Here is a 21,312-nt window from a genome sequence, read left to right as displayed (position 1 = left end):
CACGGCGCCTACCGCCGGCCGGCCACCACCGTCTCGCGTGCCTCCCCGGCGCCACCCCACGCGTCGCGTCGCCTGCGGTGGATCCGGAACCGGTCGAAGAGGACCGGCGCCGGGTCCGGGACGGCCGCCGTCGCGGTCGGCGTGTGGTAGTAGCTGACGGTGATCGTCGTCCGTCCGCCGATCAGCGAGCCGGGGTCGACGTCGAAGACCGCGACACCGAACGGATACGTCTGATCGGGATCGCGGACGGCCGACCAGGTCGCCTTCTCCTTGGCATCCGGGTCCGCCTTGTACGTGAGCCGCTGGGTCCGCACGAACGCGTCCGGCACCCCGCCGCCCGACGGGTCCGTCAGATAGGTGTCGTCGTGCGAGGCCGTCCCGCCGCCGCCCAGGATCAGGTGGACGGTGCCCTTGGAGGTGTCGATGTCGTCGAGGCGGTCGTCCACGACCGAGGGGCGCAGCAGACCGCCCGTCTCGGTGCCGCGCACCGGATGGGTGCGCTCGTAGTCGTGGTCGTGGCCGCACAGGACCAGGTCCACGGCGTACCGGTCGAGCACGGGCAGCAGGTGTTCCCGCAGCCCCATGTCGCCGCCGTGGCTGCTGGCGGAGGACGACATCGCGAACTGATGCAGGGACACCACGATCCAGTCCACCCCGCGCCCGCTCCTGGCGCGCGCCAACGTCCGCTCCAGCCACCGCAGTTGTGCGCCCTCGCTGTAACCGCTGATGTAGACGGACTGCCCGGTCGCCGGGTCGATGCTCGCGTCGTCCTCCACCGCGAGGTCGTTGCCGTCGAGCACGGCGAAGAGCACCGAACCGACCTGGAAGCTGTACCAGTTGCCGCAGTAGTCACGGGTGTGGTTGTCGGGCAGGTCGAAGCGGGTCCGGTACGAGGCGTACCCGAGTTCCCCGCCGCCCGCCTCCACCTCGTGGTTGCCGGGCGCGGGCATCCAGGGCCGGTTGGCCGCCGAGACCGACATGTTGTTCATGAAGGCGTCCCAGCACTGCGGCTGGGTCTCCGCGTTGTTGTTGGCGTACGCCAGGTCGCCGTTGAGGAGGTGGAAGAGCGGCTTGAACTTCTCCACCTGCCGGACCGCGACGGCCCCGTTGACCGCCGACTTCTTCCACTTGGGGTCGCCCGCGCCCAGGTCGCCGAAGCTGGTGAAGCGGAACGGTACGCGGCCCGGCGCGGGCGCGGTCCGGAAGGTCGAGCGACGAGGCGCGCCGCCGTCGTGCAGCACCTCGTACACGTACTCCGTGTCCGGGCGCAGCGCCCGCAGCCGCACGCGGTGGGTGTAGGTCTCCACCTTGTTCAGCCCGTCGACGTACGTGGTGGTCTCGGCGCGTATCGTGCGGCCGAACTCGTGCCCGGCCCGCCCGAAGCGCAGGCGGGGCCGGCGCACCGAGGCAGCCGTCGCCCAGGACACCGTCATCTCCCGCGACGGCTCCTCGCCGTACGCCAGGTGCACCTGCTCGGCACCCGGCGCGTCCGCGACGGCGGGCTGGGCCCACAGCAGCGCGGAGCCGGGTGCGGCGGCCAACGCTCCTGCCGCCGCAGTGCCCTTGAGAATCGTCCTGCGCACCGGCTGTCCCACTGCTGTCCCCTGTCCCTGGCCTGCGGAATCGCCCGAAGGCTGACAGCGACAGGCGAACATTCGCTCGGGGCAGAAGGAACACACGGCGGCGACGAGGTGAACGAGCCGCGCTGCGGGGGCCCGGCCCGGTACGGCATGGGCTCGCTCCGGCCCGCCGCGTCGTGACCCGCCAACTGTGCCTGCACACCTGCTGACGCAGGGATAGGTGCGCAGCTGGTGGAGCTGGGCCGGCAGATGGCGTTGTCCTGTGCGACATCTCCGTTCACGGCCGGTTGACGGGCGACCGGCCATGAGCGGATCGGGCCGCGCAACTGCCGGGCGGGTGCGGCCACTCCGCCGGCGCCGGCGCCGGCGCCTTCCCGGGTGGCCCGGCACGGTCGATGTGTTGTCGATGCGCCGCGACGGTTGACCCTGACGCAGGGGCAACCCCTCAGCATGGTCGGCATGACCACGAGAACCGGTGCGATCGACGTCGCCGGACTGCGCACGTCGTACGGCGACCACGAGGCAGTCGCCGCAGTCGGCCGAAGCCCCCCAACGGACGAATAGCGACATGCCGACAAGCCGCGACGACGACGCGCAACGGATCAAGAGAGGCGACAGGACGATGCGGCACTTCACGGTCCACCACGACGGCGTCACGATCGCGGTATCCCGCGGCGGCCGGGGACGACCGCTGGTCCTGTGCCCAGGACTGAAGTCGACACAGGCCGACCTGCACGGGCTCACCGAGCTCCTACGACGCGACCACGACGTGGTGACCTTCGACCTCAGGGGCCACGGCCTTTCCTCGACCGCCGACCGGTACCGCTTCGACGCGATTCTCGGAGACCTCGACGCCGTACTGGCGGAGCTCGGCCGTCTCGGCCTGCCCGAGGCGCCCCTGCTCGTGGGCTACTCGCTGGGCGCGGACCTGGCAGTGCACTACACCTCCGAGCGTCCCGACACCGTCGCCGGGCTCGTCCTCATCGACGGGGCGAACCCCTTGCCCGAACCGTTCATCACCGACGCCGACCTGGCGGCATTCCGCGCGATGGCGGAAGACCTGGTGACGCACCAACAGGCCGGGCGAGCCGGGGACACAGGGCGCCAAGTGTCACTCACCGCACAGGACATCCTCGACCTGAACCTCGAAATCGATGTGGTCCGGTCCACACTCCTCGACCGGTACCGGCAGATCGACCGTCCCATCGGCATGATCATGGACGCCCTGGCGTTCGAGACCGCGCCGGCGGCCCGTCGGCTGGTCGAGCTGATGAAGAGGCGAGGCTGGACCGGCTGGACCAGGCTTGAGCGCGTGGGCCCACCACTGGGTGCGGCCGGAACACGGTAGGAAGACACACCGCGCCCGGCGTCACACCGCCAACGCCGGGACCGCTGAACCATACGGCCGGGAATTCACCTGATGCCCGCTTTTAACTTGCTGCATTTTTCCGCAAGTTCTTGCCCAGAGATCGAATCTCCTGCTTGACTCGCGTGCCGGGCAGGCGCAGTTGCGGGGCGGTCGGCAGGGCGACCCACGCAGCAGACAGCAGCGGGGAGAGCATCCATGGCCGACGACACCGATGTCCTTGTGCTGGGCGGCGCCGGCGTCGACACGATCGTCCAAGTGCCCGCGCTACCGCTTCCGTTCGCGGACAGCTACATGATCCGGCCCGGCATCGAGACACGCGCGGGGCAGACCGGGGACTTCGTCGCGTTGGGGGTGAGCGCGCTCGGCCTGCGCACGCATCACCTCGACATGATCGGCGACGATCACGAAGGTGACCTGGTCCGCGCACTGCACCGGGACCGGGGTATCGCGCTCACCGAAGTGCCCCTGCCCGGCGGCACCAAGCGGGCGGTCAATCTCGTCGGGCCCGACGGACGGCGGCTGTCCCTCTACGACGACAGCCGCTCGCGGGAGGCGGACCGGCTGCCCGACGACACGGTTCGGGCCCTGGCCGCGAGGAGCCGTCATGCCCATGTCTCCATCACCTACCCGTGCGCGTTCACGCTGCCCGTGCTGCGCGACGCCGCGGTGACGATCTCGACGGACCTGCACAACTGGGACGGCGACAACCCGTACCACGAGCCGTTCGCCCACGCGGCGGATGTCGTCTTCCTCTCCACGACGGCCCTCGCGGACCCGGAGCGGACCATGCGCCGGATCGTCGAGCGGGGCCGGGCCGAGGTGGTCGTCGCGACGGCGGGTGCCGACGGCGCGTACCTGTTGACCGGCAATGAGCTGACCCACGTTCCTGCCGTGGCGCCGCCCGCGCCGGTGGTGGACTCCAACGGCGCGGGGGACGCCTTCGCGTCCGGGTTCCTCTTCGGCCTGCTGGGCGGCGAGCCGCCGCTGCGGTGCGCGCTCTACGGTGCGGTGGCCGGGGCCTACGCCTGCACCGTGCCGTCGACGCGGGCCGACTCCATCGGCCGCGACGCGCTTCTCGCGCGGGTGGCGGAACTGGAGTCCGCGGCATCGGCACGCTCCTGAGCGAGCCCCGCCCACCGTGCGTCGCCACCCACCCCACCGCCGCCGACTGCTCGCGGCCGCCGGGGACCTCCCGTCCCGTATCCCAGGAGATCGCATAGGCTCGCCCGGACATGAACAGCAACCTCACCCCGCACGAAGCCAAGGCCGGCAAGGACTCCGTGCGGCGGCACAACCTGAGTCTGGTGCTGCGTGCGGTCCACGACGGCGGTGAGGCCACGCGGGCCGGGGTGGCGGCTCGGGTGGGGCTGACGCGGCCCGCCGTCTCCTCCCTGGTGGAGCAGTTGCTGGAGAGCGGTTTCCTCACCGAGGCGGGCAAGACGTTCAGCGGTCAGGCGGGACGGCCCGGCACGGTGCTCAAGCCCGCCCGCACGGGCGCCGCCGGACTCGGCGTCGAGGTCAACATCGACTATGTGGCCGTCTGTGTGGTGGACCTGGCCGGGACGGATCGGGTGCGGCTGACCGAGCACGTCGACAACCGGGGAGCGGCACCCGCCGACGTGCTGGCGCGTGCGGCGAGGATCGCCTCCCGCGCACTGGGCTCCGCCCATGAGCAGGGACTGCGGCCGGTGGGCGTGACGCTCGCCCTCCCCGGCCTGGTCAGTGGCGGCAGGGTCCGCCAGGCGCCCAACCTGGGGTGGAACCTGGTGTCGGCGCAGGACCTGTTCGCCAGGGCGCTGGCCGCGCGACGCCCCGCCGATTCCGCGCTGCCCGTCCGCTCGGAGAACGAGGCCAATCTGGCGGCGCTGGCCGAGCTGTGGTTCGGCGGTCTGGGAAGTGTCCGCAGTTTTCTCTACGTCTCTGGTGAGATCGGCGTCGGGGGCGCGCTGGTGATCGGCGGCGAACTGCTGCGCGGGGCGCACGGGTTCGCCGGGGAGATCGGCCACACGGTGATCGATCCGGAAGGCCCTTCGTGCCGGTGCGGTTCGCGCGGCTGCCTGGAGCAGTACGCGGGCCAGCGCGCGCTGCTGCGGGCCGCCGGAATCGACGAGAGCGCCGGTGCCCAAGGCGTCGCGCACCTCGCGCTGCGGGCGGGGAACGGCGACGCTCAGGCGGTGGCCGCCATCGAGCAGGCCGGTCTGATGCTGGGGCGGGTGCTGTCGGGGGCGGTGAATCTTCTGGACCCGGACGCGGTCGTACTCGGCGGAATCTACCGGGACTTGATGCCGTGGCTGGCGCCGTCGGCCGACCGGGTGCTGTCGGGACGGGTGGTGTCGGGGCTGTGGTCGCAGGACAGCGGCCGGCTGCGCGCCTCCTCCCTGTCGGGGGAGGCGGCGCGGGGTGCGGCCGCTCTGGTCGTACGGGATGTCCTGGCCGATCCGGCCGCGTGGACGGGGTCCGGGCCGGGCCACTGACAACGGCCCTCAGCGGGCCCCGAGCAGATGGTCCAGCGCCAGCTGGTCGAGGTGTTCGAAGGCCATGCCCCGCTCCCCCGCCGCCACGACGTCGAAGTCCTCGAAAGCGGTGCGGTCGGCGAGCAGTCCGGCGAGGCCGTCCTCGGCGGTGGGGCGGGCCAGGTCGTCCACGCGTGCGGCGCGCAGCGCCTCGCGCACCTCGGGGTCGGCGCGGAAGGCGGCCGAACGCGCCTTCAGGATCAGGTAGTTGCGCATGTTGCCGGCCGCCGAGGCCCACACGCCCTCGATGTCCTCGGTGCGCGGCGGCTTGAAGTCGAAGTGCCTCGGGCCCGGGTAGCCGGCGGATTCGAGCAGGTCCACGAGCCAGAACGCGTCGCGCAGGTTGCCGGAGCCGAAGCGCAGGTCCTGGTCGTACTTGATGCCGGACTGGCCGTTGAGGTCGATGTGGAAGAGCTTGCCCGCCCACAGGGCCTGGGCGATGCCGTGGGTGAAGTTGAGCCCGGCCATCTGCTCGTGCCCGGTCTCGGGGTTGACGCCGACCAGTTCGGGGCGTTCAAGGCGTTCGATGAAGGCGAGGGCGTGGCCGATGGTGGGCAGCAGGATGTCGCCGCGCGGCTCGTTGGGCTTGGGTTCGACGGCGAAGCGCAGGTCGTAGCCCTGCTCGGTGACGTACGCGCCCAGCAGGTCGAAGGCCTCCTTCATCCGGTCCAGGGCGACGCGCACGTCCTTGGCGGCGCCGGATTCGGCGCCCTCCCGGCCGCCCCAGGCGACATAGGTGTGCGCGCCCAGTTCCACGGCCAGATCGATGTTGCGGAGGGTCTTGCGCAGGGCGTAGCGGCGGATGTCACGGTCGTTGGCGGTGAACGCGCCGTCCTTGAAGACGGGGTGGGTGAAGAGGTTCGTGGTGGCCATCGGCACGACCATGCCGGTGGTGTCGAGCGCCTGCCGGAAGCGCTTGACGCGGGCTTCCCGCTCGGTGTCCGAGGCGCCGAAGGGAATCAGGTCGTCGTCGTGGAAGGTGACGCCGTACGCGCCCAGTTCGGCAAGGCGGCGGACCGAGTCGACCGGGTCGAGGGCGGGTCGCGTCGCGTCGCCGAACGGGTCGCGTCCCTGCCAGCCCACGGTCCACAGCCCGAAGGAGAACTTGTCCTCGGGGGTGGGGGTGAAGCTTTCCGTCATCGTCTGCGCCACCTTGATGCGGTCCGTCCGGCGGCCACCGGAGCCATTTGTTTTCTTGCTTACCGAATACTGCATGATCGCAACAGCTTCCGTAACCCAGAGGCTTCGCCTAATTTGTTGCCCTGACATTCAAATCGCCTCCCACCTCGCAAAGCAGGTCTCCGGATGACCCACAGCCCGGTCGTCATCGGCGTGGACAGCTCCACCCAGTCCACCAAGGCCCTGTTCGCCGACGCCGCCACCGGAAGGCCGCTCGCCGTCGGCCGCGCCCCGCACCGCGTCGACGGCTCGGCGGGTGCCCGGGAGAGCGATCCGGAGGACTGGTGGCAGGCGCTGCGCGAGGCCGTCGCCGACGGGCTGAAGGAATCCGGAGCTCCGGCGTCCGCCGTCACCGGCATCGCGGTCGCCGGGCAGCAGCACGGCCTGGTCGTCCTGGGCCGGGACCGCCGGCCGCTACGCCCGGCCCTGCTGTGGAACGACACCCGCTCCGCCCCGCAGGCCGCCGCGCTCACCGCGGCACTCGGCGGCCCGCACGACTGGACCGCCCGTACCGGATCCGTACCGGTCGCCGCGGTGACCGCCGCCAAGTGGCGGTGGCTGCGCGAGCACGAACCTTCAACAGCCGGTGCCTGTAAGGCCGTTCGCCTGCCGCACGACTTCCTCACCGAACGGCTCGCGGGCGTCGCCGCCACCGACCCGGGCGACGCCTCGGGCACCGGCTGGTACTCCACCGCCACCGGATCGTACGACCCGGAGGTCCTCCAACTCATCGGCCTGAGCCATGAGTTGCTCCCCGCCGTGGCCGCCGCCGGAGGCACCCGCGTCGGCAGCCTGACCCCGTACGCCGCCGCATTCCTCGGGCTGCCGTCCGGTATCGCAGTGGCCGCCGGGACGGGCGACAACATGAGCGCCGCCGTGGGCCTCGGGCTCGGCGGCGCCGGGCTCCTCGACCACCCCGTGCTCAGCCTCGGCACCTCCGGCACGGTCTTCGCGGCGACTCGCACCCGGCCCGCCAACCCCGCCGTCAGCGGGTTCGCCGCCACCGACGGCGGCTACCTCCCGCTCGCCTGCACCCTGAACTGCACCCTCGCCGTCGACCGGATCGCCGCCCTGCTCGGCCTCGACCGCGACGACGCGGCACCCGGCGGCGAGGCCGTCCTCCTCCCCTACCTCGACGGCGAGCGCACCCCGGACCTTCCCGCCGCCTCCGGGCTGCTCACCGGCCTGCGCCACGCCACCACACCGCAGCAACTCCTCGGCGCCGCCTATGAAGGCGCCGCCGTCACCGTGCTGCGCGCGCTGGACGAGGTACTGCGCGCCTGCGGCCTCGACCCCGAGTCGCCCGCCGTCGCGGCGAGGCCACTGCGCCTCATCGGGGGCGGCACGCAGGGGCGCATCTGGGTCGAGACGGTACGCCGGCTGTCCGGGCGCCCCCTCGTCGTCCCGGCCGGTACGGAGCTGGTGGCCGTCGGCGCGGCAGCGCTCGCCGCATCGGCCGCCTCCGGCGTCGATCCGGTCGCGATCGCCCACGACTGGGGTACCGGCCGTGGCACTGAACTGCCGCCCGTGGAGCGTGACTTGGAGACCTGGGCGCGGGTCGGCTCCGTACTCGAACGCGCCGCCCCCAGCCTGCTCGGCCACCCCTGAACCCCCGCACACGGAACGGACGTTGCGCGAAGCATGGCCTGGGCCGCGCAGCCGTCGTGGGAGCGGGAGGCGGCCGAACCCCGCGAGATCCTGCGTTCCTGGCCGATCCGGGCAAGGTCCCGGACCCGTATGCCTGCCGACTCCCCCAGTCGGCACGACGTGGGGCCGTCCAGGGTTCGGATCTCGTCGGGGTGCGGCGTGATCGAGCCAGATTCCGCCTGGTCGGGAGTGGCGCGATCACCTGGAGGGGGTGATTCCTGTTGGGTCTTTCGCCAGAGGCCGTCCGCCGCCCCGTGTCTCACCCGGGGCGGCGGACGGCTGTCACCGAGAAGGGAATGACTACCACCGATGAACCTCAGCCGTACCGTCTCGCGGGCCGCGACCGCCGCCGCCCTCGCCACCGCCCTCAGCGCGGCCGCCGTCCACGGAGCCGCCGCAGGGCCCCTGACCGACAAGACGAGCAAGTCCCACAGCCTCAACCAGCCTGCGGATGACGGGGGTTGGAGCGGTGAGGGCCTGACCCTGAACGCCTCCGACAATGCCGCGGTCAACGCCTTCTACGACCGGGCGCAGGAGGCCGAGCGGACCATCAGTCCCCAGGTGCAGGCGGCCGCGCGGATCAGCGGCGCCGACGTCATCGGCTTCGACTACCGCCTCAAGTCGCCCGACTCACTGAAGCGCAAGGTCGCCACCTCCCTGAAGGAACACCCCGGCCAGCAGGTGAACCAAGCGCTGGCCGAGATCAGGGACTCGGTGCGTTACACCCTCCAGTGGCCGGACGGCCGCTACACCCAGGGCGTCACCGTCGCCTCCCACGTACTGTCCGCCTGGGGCAACGACAGCATCAAGTGGTCCAACACCTGGGGCCGCGCCAAGGGCTACAAGGCCGTCAACTCCTCGTGGCGGGCGCCCAGTTCGCACCATGCCTTCGAGGTCCAGTTCCACACGCCCGCCAGTAAGCACGCCCAGGAGGTCACCCACAAGCTGTACGAGGAGCAGCGCCTGCCCACCACCACGCACGAGCGCGCCCGCGAACTCCAGGCGCAGCAGGACGCGATCTTCGCCGCCGTCCCCGTCCCCCCGGGCGCCGACCGCCTGACCGCCCCGGCACCCGTGCCCGTCGGCTGACGAGGGCTCGTTCGCGGACACACACGTGTGTGTCCGCGGGGCCAGAAGAAGATCCGGCGAGGCGGCCCGCACGCCCCCGCCCGGACGCCCCGCGTCGCGGTCGGCGGCGCTCCGCAGTGAACCGGCACGGAGACAGCGACGCGTTCGGCTTGCGAAGCGGGCGCGAACGACCCGTTCCGCAGAGATCACGTCAGCAGAGATCACGCAATCCGAGGAGTGACGTCATGCCAGCAGGTTCCAGCGGGAAGCGGCAGCTGCGCAAGGCCCTCGGCCGCTGACGCGCGGCACCGGCCCCGGCTCAGCCGCTCGGCTTCTGCGAGTCGGCGGCACGGGCGGACATGTCGCTGAGGCGGAGCGGGTGGGCCGGAGGGTCCGGGAGGGCGAGGCGCCGGTCCGCGCGGCCGTCGGGCGTGACGTGGAGCAGCTCGCCGGGCTCCATCAGGCGCCACTCCGGATGGTCGTCCATGCGTTCACTGGCGACGACGACGGACGGAGCGTCGGCGAGGTCGCGGGAGTGGATGCGCATTCGGCCGGCCGTGCCGCTGTGGTCCAGGTGCCGCTCTCCGTGCTGACCGCCCGCCGCGCGCTCCAGTACGTGGAGTTCGTGCGTACCGGGGTAGCGCAGTGCCCACAGTTCGTCCGGGGTGGTGAGGATGAAGTTGAGGGAGTAGACGGGCAGTTGGGCGGCGATCCATCCGGCGGCACGCTCGATACCGGCACCGATGTCGCCGTTCTGTCCGCGGATTTCCCGGGTGATCAGGGCGAAGAACCGTTCGGAATCCGTGTCGCCGCCCACCAGGGACAGGTCCGGTCCCAGCCGGGCATCCAGGGCTTCCAGGCCTTCGACCACCCCGTTGTGGGCGAACAGCCGCCCGTCCTGCTGGAAGGGGTGGGTGTTGCGGGCCGCCAGGCCGCCGGTCGACGCGAGCCGGATGTGGGCGAGGAAGGTGGCCGAGCAGACCTGTCTGGCCTCGCTCGCGAAGGCGCGGTCCTCGTACGCGGCGTCGGGGGCCTTGCGGACCTGGGGCGTGCCGTCGGGGCCGAAGTACCCCAGGCCCGTCCCGTCCGGGTCGCGATGGCTCTGCGCCATGAGGCTGTCCGGGGCGTCAAGCAGCCAGAACGTGGCACGGCTGCGGCGCGGAGCGCTGCTCAGTCCGAACAGACGACACATGGACGCCACCTCCACCGACCGGCACCGGACCCGGGGCCTGCCCCGGGCATCGTCCACCGGTGAAGGCATGAGCGCAACGTATGCCGATGAACGCGGCGTATGCCGGGGCTCGCGCGTGCCCGCAACGCAGGCCGGTTCTCCGCTCCCGCACACCGGCACGCCGCTCCTGTTGCGCCTGCCGCCGTACGGGGCAATCCTGGAGTAATCCGCGCTGTGCTCATTCGGCTACTTTTGGTAGCCCTTGCGTGGTGGCGGACGCTGAGAGCGGCAAGGCGAGCCGCTCCCGCCGACAAGGGAGCCGCAGTGATCACCATCGAACCTTCCCGCCAGTACACCCTGAGCCTGCACGCGACGCCGGACCGCATCCCCCAGATACGCCGGATCGTCGCCGCCCACCTGCGGCACTGGCGCCTCGAAGCGATCATCCAGCCCGTCAGCCTCGGCGTGTGCGAACTGCTCACCAACGTCCACCAGCACACCACCGGCGACCGCTACTGCGTCCTGCAACTGCGCTGGGCCCGCCGACAGCTCACCGCCTCCGTCACCGACACCGACCCGCGCCTGCCCCGCCTCCACGGCCCGCGGCCCTTCGCCGAACGCGGCCGCGGACTGGCCCTGCTCGCCCACCTCAGCGACAGCTGGGGCACCCACCCGACCACCCACGGCAAAACCGTCTGGTTCACCCTCACCGCACAACCCCAGGCACTGCACCCCCTCACGCCCCTGCCACCCAAACCCATCCTCACCACCACCGCCACGGCCACCGTCCCCGCAATACCCCTCGTCGACGTCCGGCCCCTTGCCGGTACGCAGCGGGCGGAATCGCCGTGCGTCCGCAACGCCTGAGGCTCCAGGCCGGGCCCGGCGGGGTCGTCCGGTCGGCGCCGCCGCGGGCGCCGGGGAGCCGGTACGGACGGCCGGAAGCGGGGTACTCAGATCTCGTGATCACCATTGGGGTCGAAGAGGAATATTTGCTGGTGGACCCGGATTCCGGGCTGCCCGCGCCGCTCTCCGACGAGGTACGTGCGGCCGCCGGCCTGGGACCGATCGTGCAGGAGCGCGAGGTCCAGCCGGAGCTGCTCCAGGCGCAGGTGGAGGTCGCGACGCCCATCTGCGAGACCCTGGACGAGGTGGGCGGTCATCTGCTGCGGCTGCGCCACGCCGTCGGCGCTGCCGCGGAGCAGCTCGGCTGCCGGCTCGCGGCGAGCGCGGCGGCCCCGCTGGCGGCGGAAGCCCCCGCCGCCGTCACCTGCCAGCCGCGGTATCAGGCTCTCCACGCGCGGGCCCCGCAGATCGTGAACGAGCTGCTGATCAACGGGATGCACGTACACGTGGCCATGCCGGACCGTGAGGTCGGCGTCGCCGTACTGAACCGGATCCGCGTCTGGCTCCCGACGCTGCTGGCCATGTCGGCGAACTCCCCGCTCTGGCGGGGCCGGGACACCGGTTTCGCGAGCTGGCGCACCCCCGTCTTCAGCCGCTGGCCGGTCTACGGCCCGCCGCCGGTCTTCACCGACCTCAAGGACTACGAGCGGCGTACCGGCGCGCTGCTCGCGTCCGGAGTCATCGCCGACACCGGGCAGTTGTACTGGCAGGCACGCCTGTCGGAGCGCTATCCCACGCTTGAAGTGCGCTGCCTGGACGTGCAGTTGAGGGCCGACGACGCGGTGATGTTCGCGGGCATCGTGCGCGCCCTGGCCGCCACCGCCCTGCGTGATTACAAGGACGGCGAGCCGGAGCCCGAGTGCGCGCAGGAACTGCTGCAGGCGGCGATGTGGCATGCCGCCCGGCACGGGCTGAGCGGCAAGCTGATCGATCCCACCGGCCGTCCCCGCAGCGCGGGCGACACACTGTGCCTGCTCACCCAGCACATCGCTCCGGCCCTGGAGGCATCCGGTGACAGCCGCGAGGTCGGCGCGCTCATCCACCGGCTGCTGCGCCAGGGCAACGGCGCCGACCGCCAGCGTCAGGCCCTGGCGCGAGATGGGATGCGGGCCCTGCTCGACCTCATCACCACCGAAGCCATCGCTCCGTGACCGCAGCCGCCCACTCCGCGGTTCGGGCGCCGCCCACCCGCCTTCGACCCGCCGGCGTCCTATTCCGCTCGCTCCAGCTGGGCGAAGATGCTGGTGTCCAGCCGCGAGAGCAGTTCCGCGGTGTCGCCGTACACGGCCTGCGCGCCCGCCTCTTCGAGGTCGGCTCGGGGGATGCCGCCCGCGAGCAGCGCGACGGCGCGGACGTCGGCCGCCCGAGCCGCCCTCATGTCCCACACCGTGTCGCCCACGAACACCGCCTCCGCGGCGTCCGTCTTGGCCAGCTCCAGCGCCCGGCGTACCGGATCGGGCGTCGGCCTGCCCTCGGCTGCGTCGTCCGCGCTCGCCACGCCCACGATGACGTCGTCGGCGTCGATGGCCCGGCGCAGGGCCCTCAGCTCCGCTCCCCCGGCCGAGGTGGCGAGCACGATGCGCCAGTCCCGTCCTGCCAGCTCCCTGAGCAGCTCGCGGGCGCCGGACAGCGCGGGCAGCCGCTCGAAGTAGGTGCCGTACAGAGCGGTGTGCGCGGCGCTGAGCCGCTCGTCCTCATCTCGGTCACGGTCCTCGCCGAGCAGGCGGGCGATGAGGTCGTCGGAACCCAGCCCGATCGCGCGGTGGATGTCGTGCATGGCGACGTCGTGCCCGGCTTGGCGGAACGCCTCCCACCAGGTGGTCACATGCAGATGGTTGGTGTCGACGAGGGTGCCGTCGACGTCGAACAGAGCTGCCCGTGCCATACGCCCCACGCCTTCCGATCCGTTGTGCGGGTGCCCCGCCCACTGCCGATCATGCCGCCATATCCCGGCGGGAACATCTCGGCCGACCCGATGCGCCTACGCGGAGGGCTCTTCAACGGGCCGTCACGTCGTCGGCGCGCTCCGCCGCGACCAGGCCGGCCGCCTCTGCGGCAGCGTCATCGCGACCGAGCCCGATCCGGATCTGCTCGACGCCTTCCCCCATGCACGGCGGCCAAGGCAAGCCCCGCATCGGGCAGTTGCCCATGTGCTACGGCTCCGGCCGGGACGCGGCGATCGCCCCCGCCCACGACCAGTTCCGCTGGGCGCGCGGCGGCCGGCCGGTGAACGCGGAACTCCCCGGCCCTGCGGCTTCGAGGCCACCACGCGATGTGTCACCCCGCAGCAGATCACCGAGGCCAATCCGAGGAGAGAAACTGACATGCCCATCGCAACGTACTGCCTCGTGGCCCTGGACTGCCCCGACCCCGAGGCGCTCGCCGGCTTCTACGCCGCGGTGCTCGGAGGAGAGGTGAAGAAGGACGGTGAGGACTGGTACGACCTGTACGCGCCCGGCGGCCACCGGATCGCCTTCCAGCGGGCGCCCGGCCTCACCCCACCGGAGTGGCCGCGCGCCGACCGCAACTCCCAGCAGCTGCATCTGGACTTCGACGTACCGGACCTCGAAGCGGCGCAGCAGTTGGTGCTCGCTCTCGGAGCGACCCCGCTCGACGTGGCCGACGGCAACGGCGAACGCGGCTTCCGGGTGTACGCGGACCCGGCGGGCCACCCCTTCTGCCTCTGCCGCCAGTGACCCCAAAGGCGCCCCCGCGCCCTCAGAACCTCAGCAGGTGGCGGGGGTGCTTCTGGCCGGGCCGGTCACCGCCGACCTGCAAGGCTGCCCGGTGGCGGTGGACCGGCTGCGCCGTCGACGCCGCCGACACCGCCGCGGGCGGCCAGGAGGTCGACGTCCAGCTCCGGCTGTCGACCGCGTAGCGCGGTCGGGGCCACGGCTCTTCGGACGGGCGCCGTCGTGCCGCACATCGCCGTGTCCATCACTCGCCATGGCCCAAGCGGCGGAACTACCCTGGGTCCAAGGCCGGAACTCTTCCGCAGATCGGAGGACATCATGATCGTCCTCGGAGTCATCCTGCTGATCATCGGCTACGCGGCCGGCTTGTCCATCCTGTGGACCATCGGCATCCTCTTCGTCGTCCTCGGCGGCATCCTGTGGCTGCTGGGATCCCTCGGACACGCGATCGGCGGACGGCGGCACTACTGGTAGCCGATCGGCGCGGCCTATCCCACTCGGTGCAGGGCCGCCGAGAGGTGGTGCTGCAACGGCTGGCCCACCGCCGCGAGGTCGTGGACGAACGTGAGCGTGTCGTCGTCGGTCAAGGCGTACCGGCGGCGGGTGCCGTTGACTTCCTTGGCGGTGGGGGTGAGGGCCACCTCGTGGGTGGAGAGGTCCACCGTGTTGCCGCTCGCCCGGCCGACCGCGATCTCCGCGATGCCGGTGGGCTGGGTGATGAGCGCTTCCACCCGGCCGTCCGGCTGGAGCCGCCACCAGCCGCTCTCCCTGGCCGACGGACGCAGCGGCGCGCCGTCCGCGTCGAGCAGCCAGGCCCTGGCCTCGTACCGGAGGAAGGGACGGCCGTCGTGACTGAAGGTGACCTCCTGCGCGTACGCGAAGTCCTCCGACAGCGTCGGGTATCCGCCCTGGCCCCGGCCGCGCCAGCTGCCCAACAGGCCGATCACGGGCGCGAGCAGCGCGTGCGGGGCGGGCGGCCCGTCGGGGCGGTGACCGTCGGGGTACGGGTGCTCCGGTGCGGGGTCGAACACGGTGTGCTCCTGAGGTCGGGCCGGTGTCGCGTGGAAGCCTAGGCTGCGGCTCCGCGCGGCGGCGGACAAGTGGCTCGGCCCGCTGAGGTGTCGGCGGCGGATGACGACGGGAGGGTGACCGGGACCGGTCACCCTCCCACTGCCGCTCCGTCCGCCGGACGGGTCGCCGGGATCAGACCACCGGAACCGGGTAGGTCGGGTACTCCACGCCGGACACGTGCTGGACGACGCGGATGACCTGGCAGGAGTAGCCGAACTCGTTGTCGTACCAGAGGTAGAGGATCGCGTTGTCGCCGTCGACCTTGGTGGCGCCCGCATCCACGATCGAGGCGTGGCGCGAGCCGATGAAGTCGCTCGACACCGCGTCCGGGGCGGTGGTGAAGTCGATCTGGCGCTTGAGCGGCGAGGTCAGCGACACGTTGCGCAGGTAGTCGAGGACCTCCTCGCGGGTGGTCTCGCGACCGAGGCGCAGGCTGAGGATCGCGATCGAGACGTCCGGCACCGGCACGCGGATCGAGCTGCCGCTGATCGGCGCCTTGAGCTCGGGCAGCGCCTTGGCCACGGCGGACGCGGCGCCGGTCTCGGTCATGACCATGTTGAGCGGCGCCGAGCGGCCGCGGCGGTCGGCGCTGTGGTAGTTGTCCAGCAGGTTCTGGTCGTTGGTGAACGAGTGGACGGTCTCCACGTGGCCGCGCAGCACGCCGTACTCGTCCGCCATCGCCTTCAGCGGCGGGACGATCGCGTTGGTGGTGCAGGAGGCGCAGGACAGGATCTGCTCGTCCGGCTTGATCGTGTCGTGGTTGACGCCGTGCACGATGTTGGGGACGTCGCCCTTGCCCGGCGCGGTCAGGACGACCTTGTCGATCCCGGGACGCAGGTGCTTCGACAGGCCTTCGCGGTCGCGCCACTTGCCGGTGTTGTCGATGAGGATGGCGTCCTTGATGCCGTACGCCGTGTAGTCGACCTCCGAGGGGTCGTTGGCGTAGATCACCTTGATCGCGTTGCCGTTGGCGACGATCGTGCTGGTCGCCTCGTCGACGGTGATCGTGCCCTGGAACTGGCCGTGGATCGAGTCGCGGCGCAGCAGCGAGGCGCGCTTCACGATGTCCTGGTCACCGCCCTGGCGGACGACGATGGCACGCAGCCGCAGTCCGTTGCCGGAGCCGGCCTTCTCGATGAGCAGGCGGGCGACGAGCCGGCCGATGCGTCCGAAACCGTAGAGGACGACGTCGCGTCCCTCGCGGCACTCCACCTTGTTGGCACCGACGGCGCCGGCGACGGCCTCGGCGGTGAACTCCTCCACCGAGAGACCGCGGTCGTCGCTCCGGTACGTCGCGGCGAGCATGCCGATGTCGATCTGCGAAGGGCCGAGATCGAGCGCGGTGAGGGCGTGCAGGAAGGGCAGCGTCTCGGTGACCGAGAGCTCCTCACCGGCGATCTGCCGGGCGAATCGGTGGGTCTTGAGGATGCTGACCACCGACTTGTTCACCAGGGAGCGGCTGTGCAGCAGGATCGTCACGTCCCGCTCCCGGTGCAGCTTCCCGATGATCGGGATCATCGACTCCGCGATCTCCTCGCGGTTCTTCCAGTTGGTGAACGAGTCGTCATTGACAGTCACAGGTTTATCTTTCGAGCTAGGCGGCGCTCATATGCTAACCCCACGCTTCTTTTGATCGTTCAAAGGGTGCCGCTTGCGCGCACACGCCACCGGGGGCGCCTCGCGGCGCCTCAGGACGCGTCCGTCCGGGAGAAGACGTGCTCCTCCAGGATCAGTCCGATGGCGACAGCGGCCGGGATGGCGACCAGGGCCCCGACGACGCCGAGGAGGGCGCCGCCGACCAGGACGCCCACGACGGTGACGAGCGGGTGGACGTCGACAGCGAACTTCATCACCCGGGGCACGATCAGATAGTCCTCGGCGACCCGGAATCCGATGTAGAAGCCGGCGGTCGCCAGGGCGACGGGCAGCGACACCGACAGGGCCACCAGGCTCACGACGACGCCGCCGATGGTCGTTCCGACGATGGGGATGAGGTCCATCAGCGCGATGAACACCCCGAGGGCTGCGGGGTACGGAACATCGGTCGCCACGCACCACACGAAGGTCGCCACCCCGGCGATCACGGAGGTGGCCACGTTGCCGAGCATGTAGCGCCCCACCCGGTTCAGGATCTCCTCGGTCACCTCCTGGGCGTGCGGGCGCCCGCCGGCCGCGACGAAGCGCAGGCCGAACCGCTTCAGTCCGGGCAGGAACACCATCACGTACACCATGACGACGAGCACGACGACAGCCGAGGTCACGACCCCGGCCACCACCTTCCCGGCGCCGAGCAGACCGCCGGCGAGACCGGCCGCGCCGCCCGAGGAGAGCTGCTGCTCGGCCTTGGCCAGCAGGTGGTAGCGGTCCTCGAACCTGCCGAGTGCGGAGTCGTGGTCCCGCAACTGCCGCAGCCAGCCCGGGACCGCTTTGACCAGCGCGTCGACCTCGTCGGCGACCGGGGGCACGACGAGGGCCAGGAACCCCGCGAAGAGCACGAGCAGGACGACCAGGACGACCGCGACGGCCCAGCTGCGGCGCAGCCGGCGCCGGGTGAGCCAGGCGACGACTGGCTCCAGAGCGATCCCGATGAAGACGGCGAGCAGCAACAGCGTGAGCAGACTGCCGAGCTGCAGCACGGTCTGCACGGTCAGCCACGCGAGCGTCGCTCCGAGGCCGAGGCCGAAGCCGATGGCGATCCAGGACCGGCCGCCCGGCGCCCTCCGCCGACGCCTCGCACGTCCGTCCCCGGCCGTCGGCGCCGGGTCGCGGTCGCCGCCGCTTCCGGGCCGGGCGGACGTCATCGCTGTCCGCCTGAAGCGGGTGAGGCGCAGGCAAGCGATGACTGCATCTGCCAGTACCTCTCGTCGAGGCCGGGAGGGGTCTCCGTGCTCGTACTGCCCGGACCGATCGCGGCGACGATCGGAGCCGGCCGCTTCCTGTTCCCGACCCTAGCCAGGTATCCCGTCGGCGGCCTTGCAGGCCGGTCCCGGCGCCCGCCATCCGGCTGAGCGCGACGGGCCGCCTCATGCCGCAGACGCAGGCCGGGCGCCCCCTGCCCCGCGCCGCCACCAACCGCGCTCGGACCACATCGGCGCCCATGCCGCCCGCTTCTCGCGGGTGCGGCCCCGCTCGGCGCCCTCGTCCTTCCCGGCAACCTCACGGGCCGGCCAACCCCGACTCCGAATATGCCAATTACATACCCTGCGGCCCCAAGCACGGTAATGGCCGCCCCACGAGGGAGCCAAGGGCCCGGGATTTACGAGGCGTTGGGAGCCGTTCCCGCAAAGGGATGGAGGCAGATATTCCGGGCGATGAGTTTCGATACGACTTAAGGATGAGTAAGGTGTGGCTCGCTGTCGGTGAACCTGCGCAAGGACTCGGGCTCCGGCTCAATTCCGCATGGCCGGAATTCATAGGGCGCAGGGTGTCGTCTGCGGGACGGGGAGAGGATCGTGGCTGCCGGCTCGTTCGAAGGACACTACGTGTGGCATCCGGCGGCCGACGATCGCGAGCTGGCACGAGCGTGCACGGACGTCAGGGCGGGGCGGTATCTGGGCGCCCACAACGTCCTCCTGGAGGCGCGCGAAGACTTCGAGGTGCGGGCCCACCGCTCGCTGGTCCTGGCGTCGGAGGCGGCCGACTCGGACCTGGCGGAACGCTGGATGGCCGAGGAACCGGGCCCGGAGGCAGCCCTGTTGGGGGCGCGGGTGGCGATGCTGCGCGCGTTGCGCATGGCGGACGCGCACGACGCGCGGGCGGGCGCACTGCTGCGCATAGCGCAGGCGGCCTGTGTGCGGGCGGCACGATTCCTGCCCCGGGATCCCACTCCGTGGGTGGCCCAGCTGGCGCTCGCCCGCATCGACGGTCCCCGCGACCCCGCCCCACGAGGACTGCTGACGGCGCCGCCGGGGCCCTGGCAGCTCTTCGCCCACGTCCTGCGCCTCGCCCCCTGGCACCGCGAGGCGCACCACCGCTTCCTGGCCTGCTTCTTCACCCGGCACGGCGGCTCGGCGAGCGCGCGCTGGGACGTCGCCTCGTTCCTCAGCCATCGGGCGCCGGCCACGTCGGCGCTGCGGCTGCTTCCGCTGGTCGCGCTGGTCGAGGACTACGACCCGAGCGCGCTCCTGGCCGACCACACCTGGCAACAGCCCCAGTGGACCACGACAACCCTCGGCATTTACCACAACTGGTTTCCGCAGACGGCCAGTTACCGGTTCACTCCGGTTCTCGATCTGGCGTATCTGGCGCATGCCCTGTTCATGGCGAACCGTGAATTCGAAGCGCGCGAAGTCCTCACGGCCATGGGCCCGTACGCCTCCCGCATGCCCTGGAGCGCGTTCGGCGACCCCGGCGAGCAGCTGACCAGGGCCCGGCGGTCCTGCGGACTCCCGATTCCCGCACCGGCCTGACCACGCCGGAGCGTTCACCGCCGCCCCTCCCGAGGATGCGGCAAGACCCACGCGCCCTTCACCCCACAGGAAAGGTTGCCACTGTGTCCGAGCAGACGTCCCGCACCCGCTCGAAATCCCGCGGGCGGGAAACAGCCGCCACGCTGGACGACGATGCCACCCTGCACGCCATGGGATATCCGCGGAAACTCACCCGCAGATTCCACGCCTTCGACAATTTCGCCATATCCTTCACCATCATCAACATCATATCCGGCATCTTTTCCGCATTCGGTTTCGGAATGGGCGCCGGAGGTCCGCGTATTCTCGTCTTCGGCTGGATCGGCGTCTCGGTCATGGTGCTGTTCGTGGGCGCCGCGATGGGGGAAATAGCGTCGGCCTATCCGACCAGCGGCGCCCTGTACTTCTCGGCCGGCAAGCTCGCCAAGCGGCACCGCGGCGCCTGGTCCTGGTACACCGGCTGGCTGAACTTCGTCGGCCAGGTCGGCGGCACGGCCGCCACCAACTACGCGGCCGCGACCTTCATCCAGGCGTTCATCGCGATGCAGTGGCCCTCGTACCAGGGCACCCCGCAGCAGACCGTCGGCATCGCGGCGGCCATCCTGCTCGTGCAGGCCCTCGCCAACACCTACACCGTGCAGCTGGTCGCCGTGGTGAACCGGATCTCCGTCTGGTGGCTGCTGGTCGGCATGGTGGTGATCGTCGTCGCCCTGACCGTGAAGCCCGGCTCCCACCAGCCGGTCTCGTTCGCGACGCACTTCGTCAACAGCACCGGGTTCAGCAACGGGCTGTACGCCGCGATGCTGGGCCTGCTCGTCACGAGCTGGACGTTCACGGGCTTCGACGGCAGCTTCCACATGTCCGAGGAGACGGTACGGGCCACCGTCAACACCCCCAAGGGCATCATGCGCGCCATCATCTACTCGGCGCTCACCGGTCTGGTCCTCATGCTCGCCCTGGTGTACTCGATCCGCGACTACGCGGCCGAGATCAGCGCGGAGGCGCCGCCGGTGCAGATCCTCATCGACGCGCTCGGCACGGGCACCGCCGAGCTCCTGCTGCTGATCGTCATCGGCGCCATGCTGTTCTGCGGTCTGGCCAACATGACCAGCAACACCCGCCAGATCTTCGCGTTCTCCCGCGACGGGGCGATGCCGGGCTCGCAGTGGTGGCATTCGGTGTCCCTGCGCACCCGCACCCCGGTCAAGGCGGTGTGGCTGGCCGCGGTCTGCGCACTGGTGCTGATCATTCCCGGCTGGTGGTCGCACACCGCGTTCACCGCCATCGTCAGCGTCAACGTGGTCGGCCTGTACCTGGCGTACGGCGTGCCGATCTTCCTGCGGCTGCGCCTGGACGACTTCGAGCCCGGCCCCTGGAACCTGGGCCGGTACGGCAGGCCGGTGGCGGCGATCGCCGTGGCCTGGATCGTGCTCAGCAGTGTGCTGTTCATGCTGCCGCAGGTCTCCCCCATCACCGCCGACTCCTTCAACTACGCGCCGATCGCGCTGGGCGCGGTGCTGCTCATCGCCACGCTCTGGTGGTTCGCCACCGCCCGTCGGCGCTTCCAGGGGCCGGTGAGCTACGGCAGCCCCGACGAGGTGGCGGCGATGGACCTCATCTGATCCGGACGGGTTGCAACCGGGTTGCAACGGGCCGCATGGTGAAGTGGTCGCCGTGTCTGCCCGGATCCGCACGGCACGGCCCGC

18 protein-coding genes are annotated in these 21,312 nt (G+C 71.2%); 11 read left to right on the top strand and 7 right to left on the bottom strand.

Annotation, left to right across the window (positions count from 1 at the left end; genetic code table 11):
- Positions 1-8 precede the first annotated feature (8 nt).
- Positions 9-1,541, bottom strand: a complete 1,533-nt coding sequence (locus tag ACIQ8J_RS22405; RefSeq protein ID WP_403274001.1) for a purple acid phosphatase family protein — start codon at positions 1,539-1,541, stop codon at positions 9-11.
- A 607-nt stretch (positions 1,542-2,148) separates the two neighbouring features.
- On the opposite strand from ACIQ8J_RS22405, the gene ACIQ8J_RS22400 reads away from it, so the two are divergent.
- From ACIQ8J_RS22400 to ACIQ8J_RS22390, 3 genes are all read left to right on the top strand, one after another.
- Positions 2,149-2,928: an alpha/beta fold hydrolase gene (locus ACIQ8J_RS22400; protein ID WP_403274000.1), complete on the top strand. Its 780-nt coding sequence runs from the start codon at positions 2,149-2,151 to the stop codon at positions 2,926-2,928.
- Between the two features lie 216 nt (positions 2,929-3,144).
- A complete protein-coding gene (locus ACIQ8J_RS22395) occupies positions 3,145-4,071 on the top strand; it encodes an adenosine kinase (RefSeq protein WP_403273999.1) in 927 nt (308 codons plus the stop codon).
- A gap of 110 nt (positions 4,072-4,181) precedes the next feature.
- Positions 4,182-5,423 carry an ROK family protein gene (locus ACIQ8J_RS22390; RefSeq protein ID WP_403273997.1) on the top strand — a complete coding sequence of 414 codons (1,242 nt, stop codon included), beginning with the start codon at positions 4,182-4,184 and terminating at the stop codon, positions 5,421-5,423.
- 9 nt (positions 5,424-5,432) lie between these two features.
- Here ACIQ8J_RS22390 and xylA read toward each other — a convergent pair whose 3' ends face one another.
- The gene (gene xylA / locus ACIQ8J_RS22385) at positions 5,433-6,602 is read right to left on the bottom strand and encodes a xylose isomerase (protein WP_403273996.1); all 1,170 of its coding nucleotides are present in this window, start codon (positions 6,600-6,602) and stop codon (positions 5,433-5,435) included.
- Positions 6,603-6,767: 165 nt separating this feature from the next.
- Here xylA and xylB point away from each other — a divergent pair, with 165 nt between their 5' ends.
- Positions 6,768-8,249: a xylulokinase gene (gene xylB, locus ACIQ8J_RS22380; protein ID WP_403273995.1), complete on the top strand. Its 1,482-nt coding sequence runs from the start codon at positions 6,768-6,770 to the stop codon at positions 8,247-8,249.
- A 348-nt stretch (positions 8,250-8,597) separates the two neighbouring features.
- Positions 8,598-9,377 (top strand): ATP nucleotide 3'-pyrophosphokinase, encoded by a 780-nt coding sequence (locus tag ACIQ8J_RS22375; protein WP_403273994.1) that lies wholly within the window; start codon positions 8,598-8,600, stop codon positions 9,375-9,377.
- 298 nt (positions 9,378-9,675) lie between these two features.
- On the opposite strand, the gene ACIQ8J_RS22370 is transcribed toward ACIQ8J_RS22375, so the two are convergent.
- Positions 9,676-10,548, bottom strand: a complete 873-nt coding sequence (locus tag ACIQ8J_RS22370; protein WP_403273992.1) for a class II glutamine amidotransferase — start codon at positions 10,546-10,548, stop codon at positions 9,676-9,678.
- Positions 10,549-10,851: 303 nt separating this feature from the next.
- On the opposite strand from ACIQ8J_RS22370, the gene ACIQ8J_RS22365 reads away from it, so the two are divergent.
- Positions 10,852-11,394, top strand: coding sequence for an ATP-binding protein (locus tag ACIQ8J_RS22365; protein ID WP_403273990.1), 543 nt, complete (start codon positions 10,852-10,854; stop codon positions 11,392-11,394).
- Between the two features lie 95 nt (positions 11,395-11,489).
- A complete protein-coding gene (locus ACIQ8J_RS22360) occupies positions 11,490-12,584 on the top strand; it encodes a glutamate--cysteine ligase (RefSeq protein WP_403273989.1) in 1,095 nt (364 codons plus the stop codon).
- 59 nt (positions 12,585-12,643) lie between these two features.
- Here ACIQ8J_RS22360 and ACIQ8J_RS22355 read toward each other — a convergent pair whose 3' ends face one another.
- Entirely contained in the window at positions 12,644-13,318 is a 675-nt protein-coding gene (locus ACIQ8J_RS22355) for an HAD family hydrolase (RefSeq protein ID WP_403273987.1), read from the bottom strand.
- A gap of 439 nt (positions 13,319-13,757) precedes the next feature.
- Here ACIQ8J_RS22355 and ACIQ8J_RS22350 point away from each other — a divergent pair, with 439 nt between their 5' ends.
- On the top strand, positions 13,758-14,129 hold the full coding sequence (locus tag ACIQ8J_RS22350) for a VOC family protein (protein WP_403273985.1): 372 nt from the start codon (positions 13,758-13,760) through the stop codon (positions 14,127-14,129).
- A gap of 315 nt (positions 14,130-14,444) precedes the next feature.
- Positions 14,445-14,600, top strand: a complete 156-nt coding sequence (locus ACIQ8J_RS22345; protein WP_403273983.1) for a DUF6131 family protein — start codon at positions 14,445-14,447, stop codon at positions 14,598-14,600.
- Positions 14,601-14,614: 14 nt separating this feature from the next.
- Here the strand turns inward: ACIQ8J_RS22345 and ACIQ8J_RS22340 are convergent, their stop codons facing one another.
- The 3 genes from ACIQ8J_RS22340 to ACIQ8J_RS22330 all read right to left on the bottom strand — a co-directional run bounded on the left by ACIQ8J_RS22340 (position 14,615) and on the right by ACIQ8J_RS22330 (position 17,998).
- Complete coding sequence (locus ACIQ8J_RS22340) at positions 14,615-15,157, bottom strand: FABP family protein (RefSeq protein WP_403273981.1); 543 nt, start codon at positions 15,155-15,157, stop codon at positions 14,615-14,617.
- A 172-nt stretch (positions 15,158-15,329) separates the two neighbouring features.
- On the bottom strand, positions 15,330-16,775 hold the full coding sequence (locus ACIQ8J_RS22335; protein ID WP_403273980.1) for a glyceraldehyde-3-phosphate dehydrogenase: 1,446 nt from the start codon (positions 16,773-16,775) through the stop codon (positions 15,330-15,332).
- A 110-nt stretch (positions 16,776-16,885) separates the two neighbouring features.
- Positions 16,886-17,998 carry an AI-2E family transporter gene (locus ACIQ8J_RS22330; RefSeq protein WP_403273978.1) on the bottom strand — a complete coding sequence of 371 codons (1,113 nt, stop codon included), beginning with the start codon at positions 17,996-17,998 and terminating at the stop codon, positions 16,886-16,888.
- Between the two features lie 651 nt (positions 17,999-18,649).
- Here ACIQ8J_RS22330 and ACIQ8J_RS22325 point away from each other — a divergent pair.
- Both ACIQ8J_RS22325 and ACIQ8J_RS22320 read left to right on the top strand, forming a co-directional pair.
- Positions 18,650-19,606 carry a hypothetical protein gene (locus ACIQ8J_RS22325; RefSeq protein ID WP_403273976.1) on the top strand — a complete coding sequence of 319 codons (957 nt, stop codon included), beginning with the start codon at positions 18,650-18,652 and terminating at the stop codon, positions 19,604-19,606.
- 170 nt (positions 19,607-19,776) lie between these two features.
- Entirely contained in the window at positions 19,777-21,228 is a 1,452-nt protein-coding gene (locus ACIQ8J_RS22320) for an amino acid permease (protein ID WP_403274064.1), read from the top strand.
- The last annotated feature ends 84 nt before the right edge of the window (positions 21,229-21,312 follow it).

It is taken from the genome of Streptomyces sp. NPDC094147 (assembly GCF_044764265.1).
In the GTDB taxonomy this organism is placed as follows: Bacteria; Actinomycetota; Actinomycetes; order Streptomycetales; family Streptomycetaceae; genus Streptomyces.
Note: the sequence above shows the minus strand (reverse complement) of the source record. Positions and strands in the feature narration are given on the sequence as shown.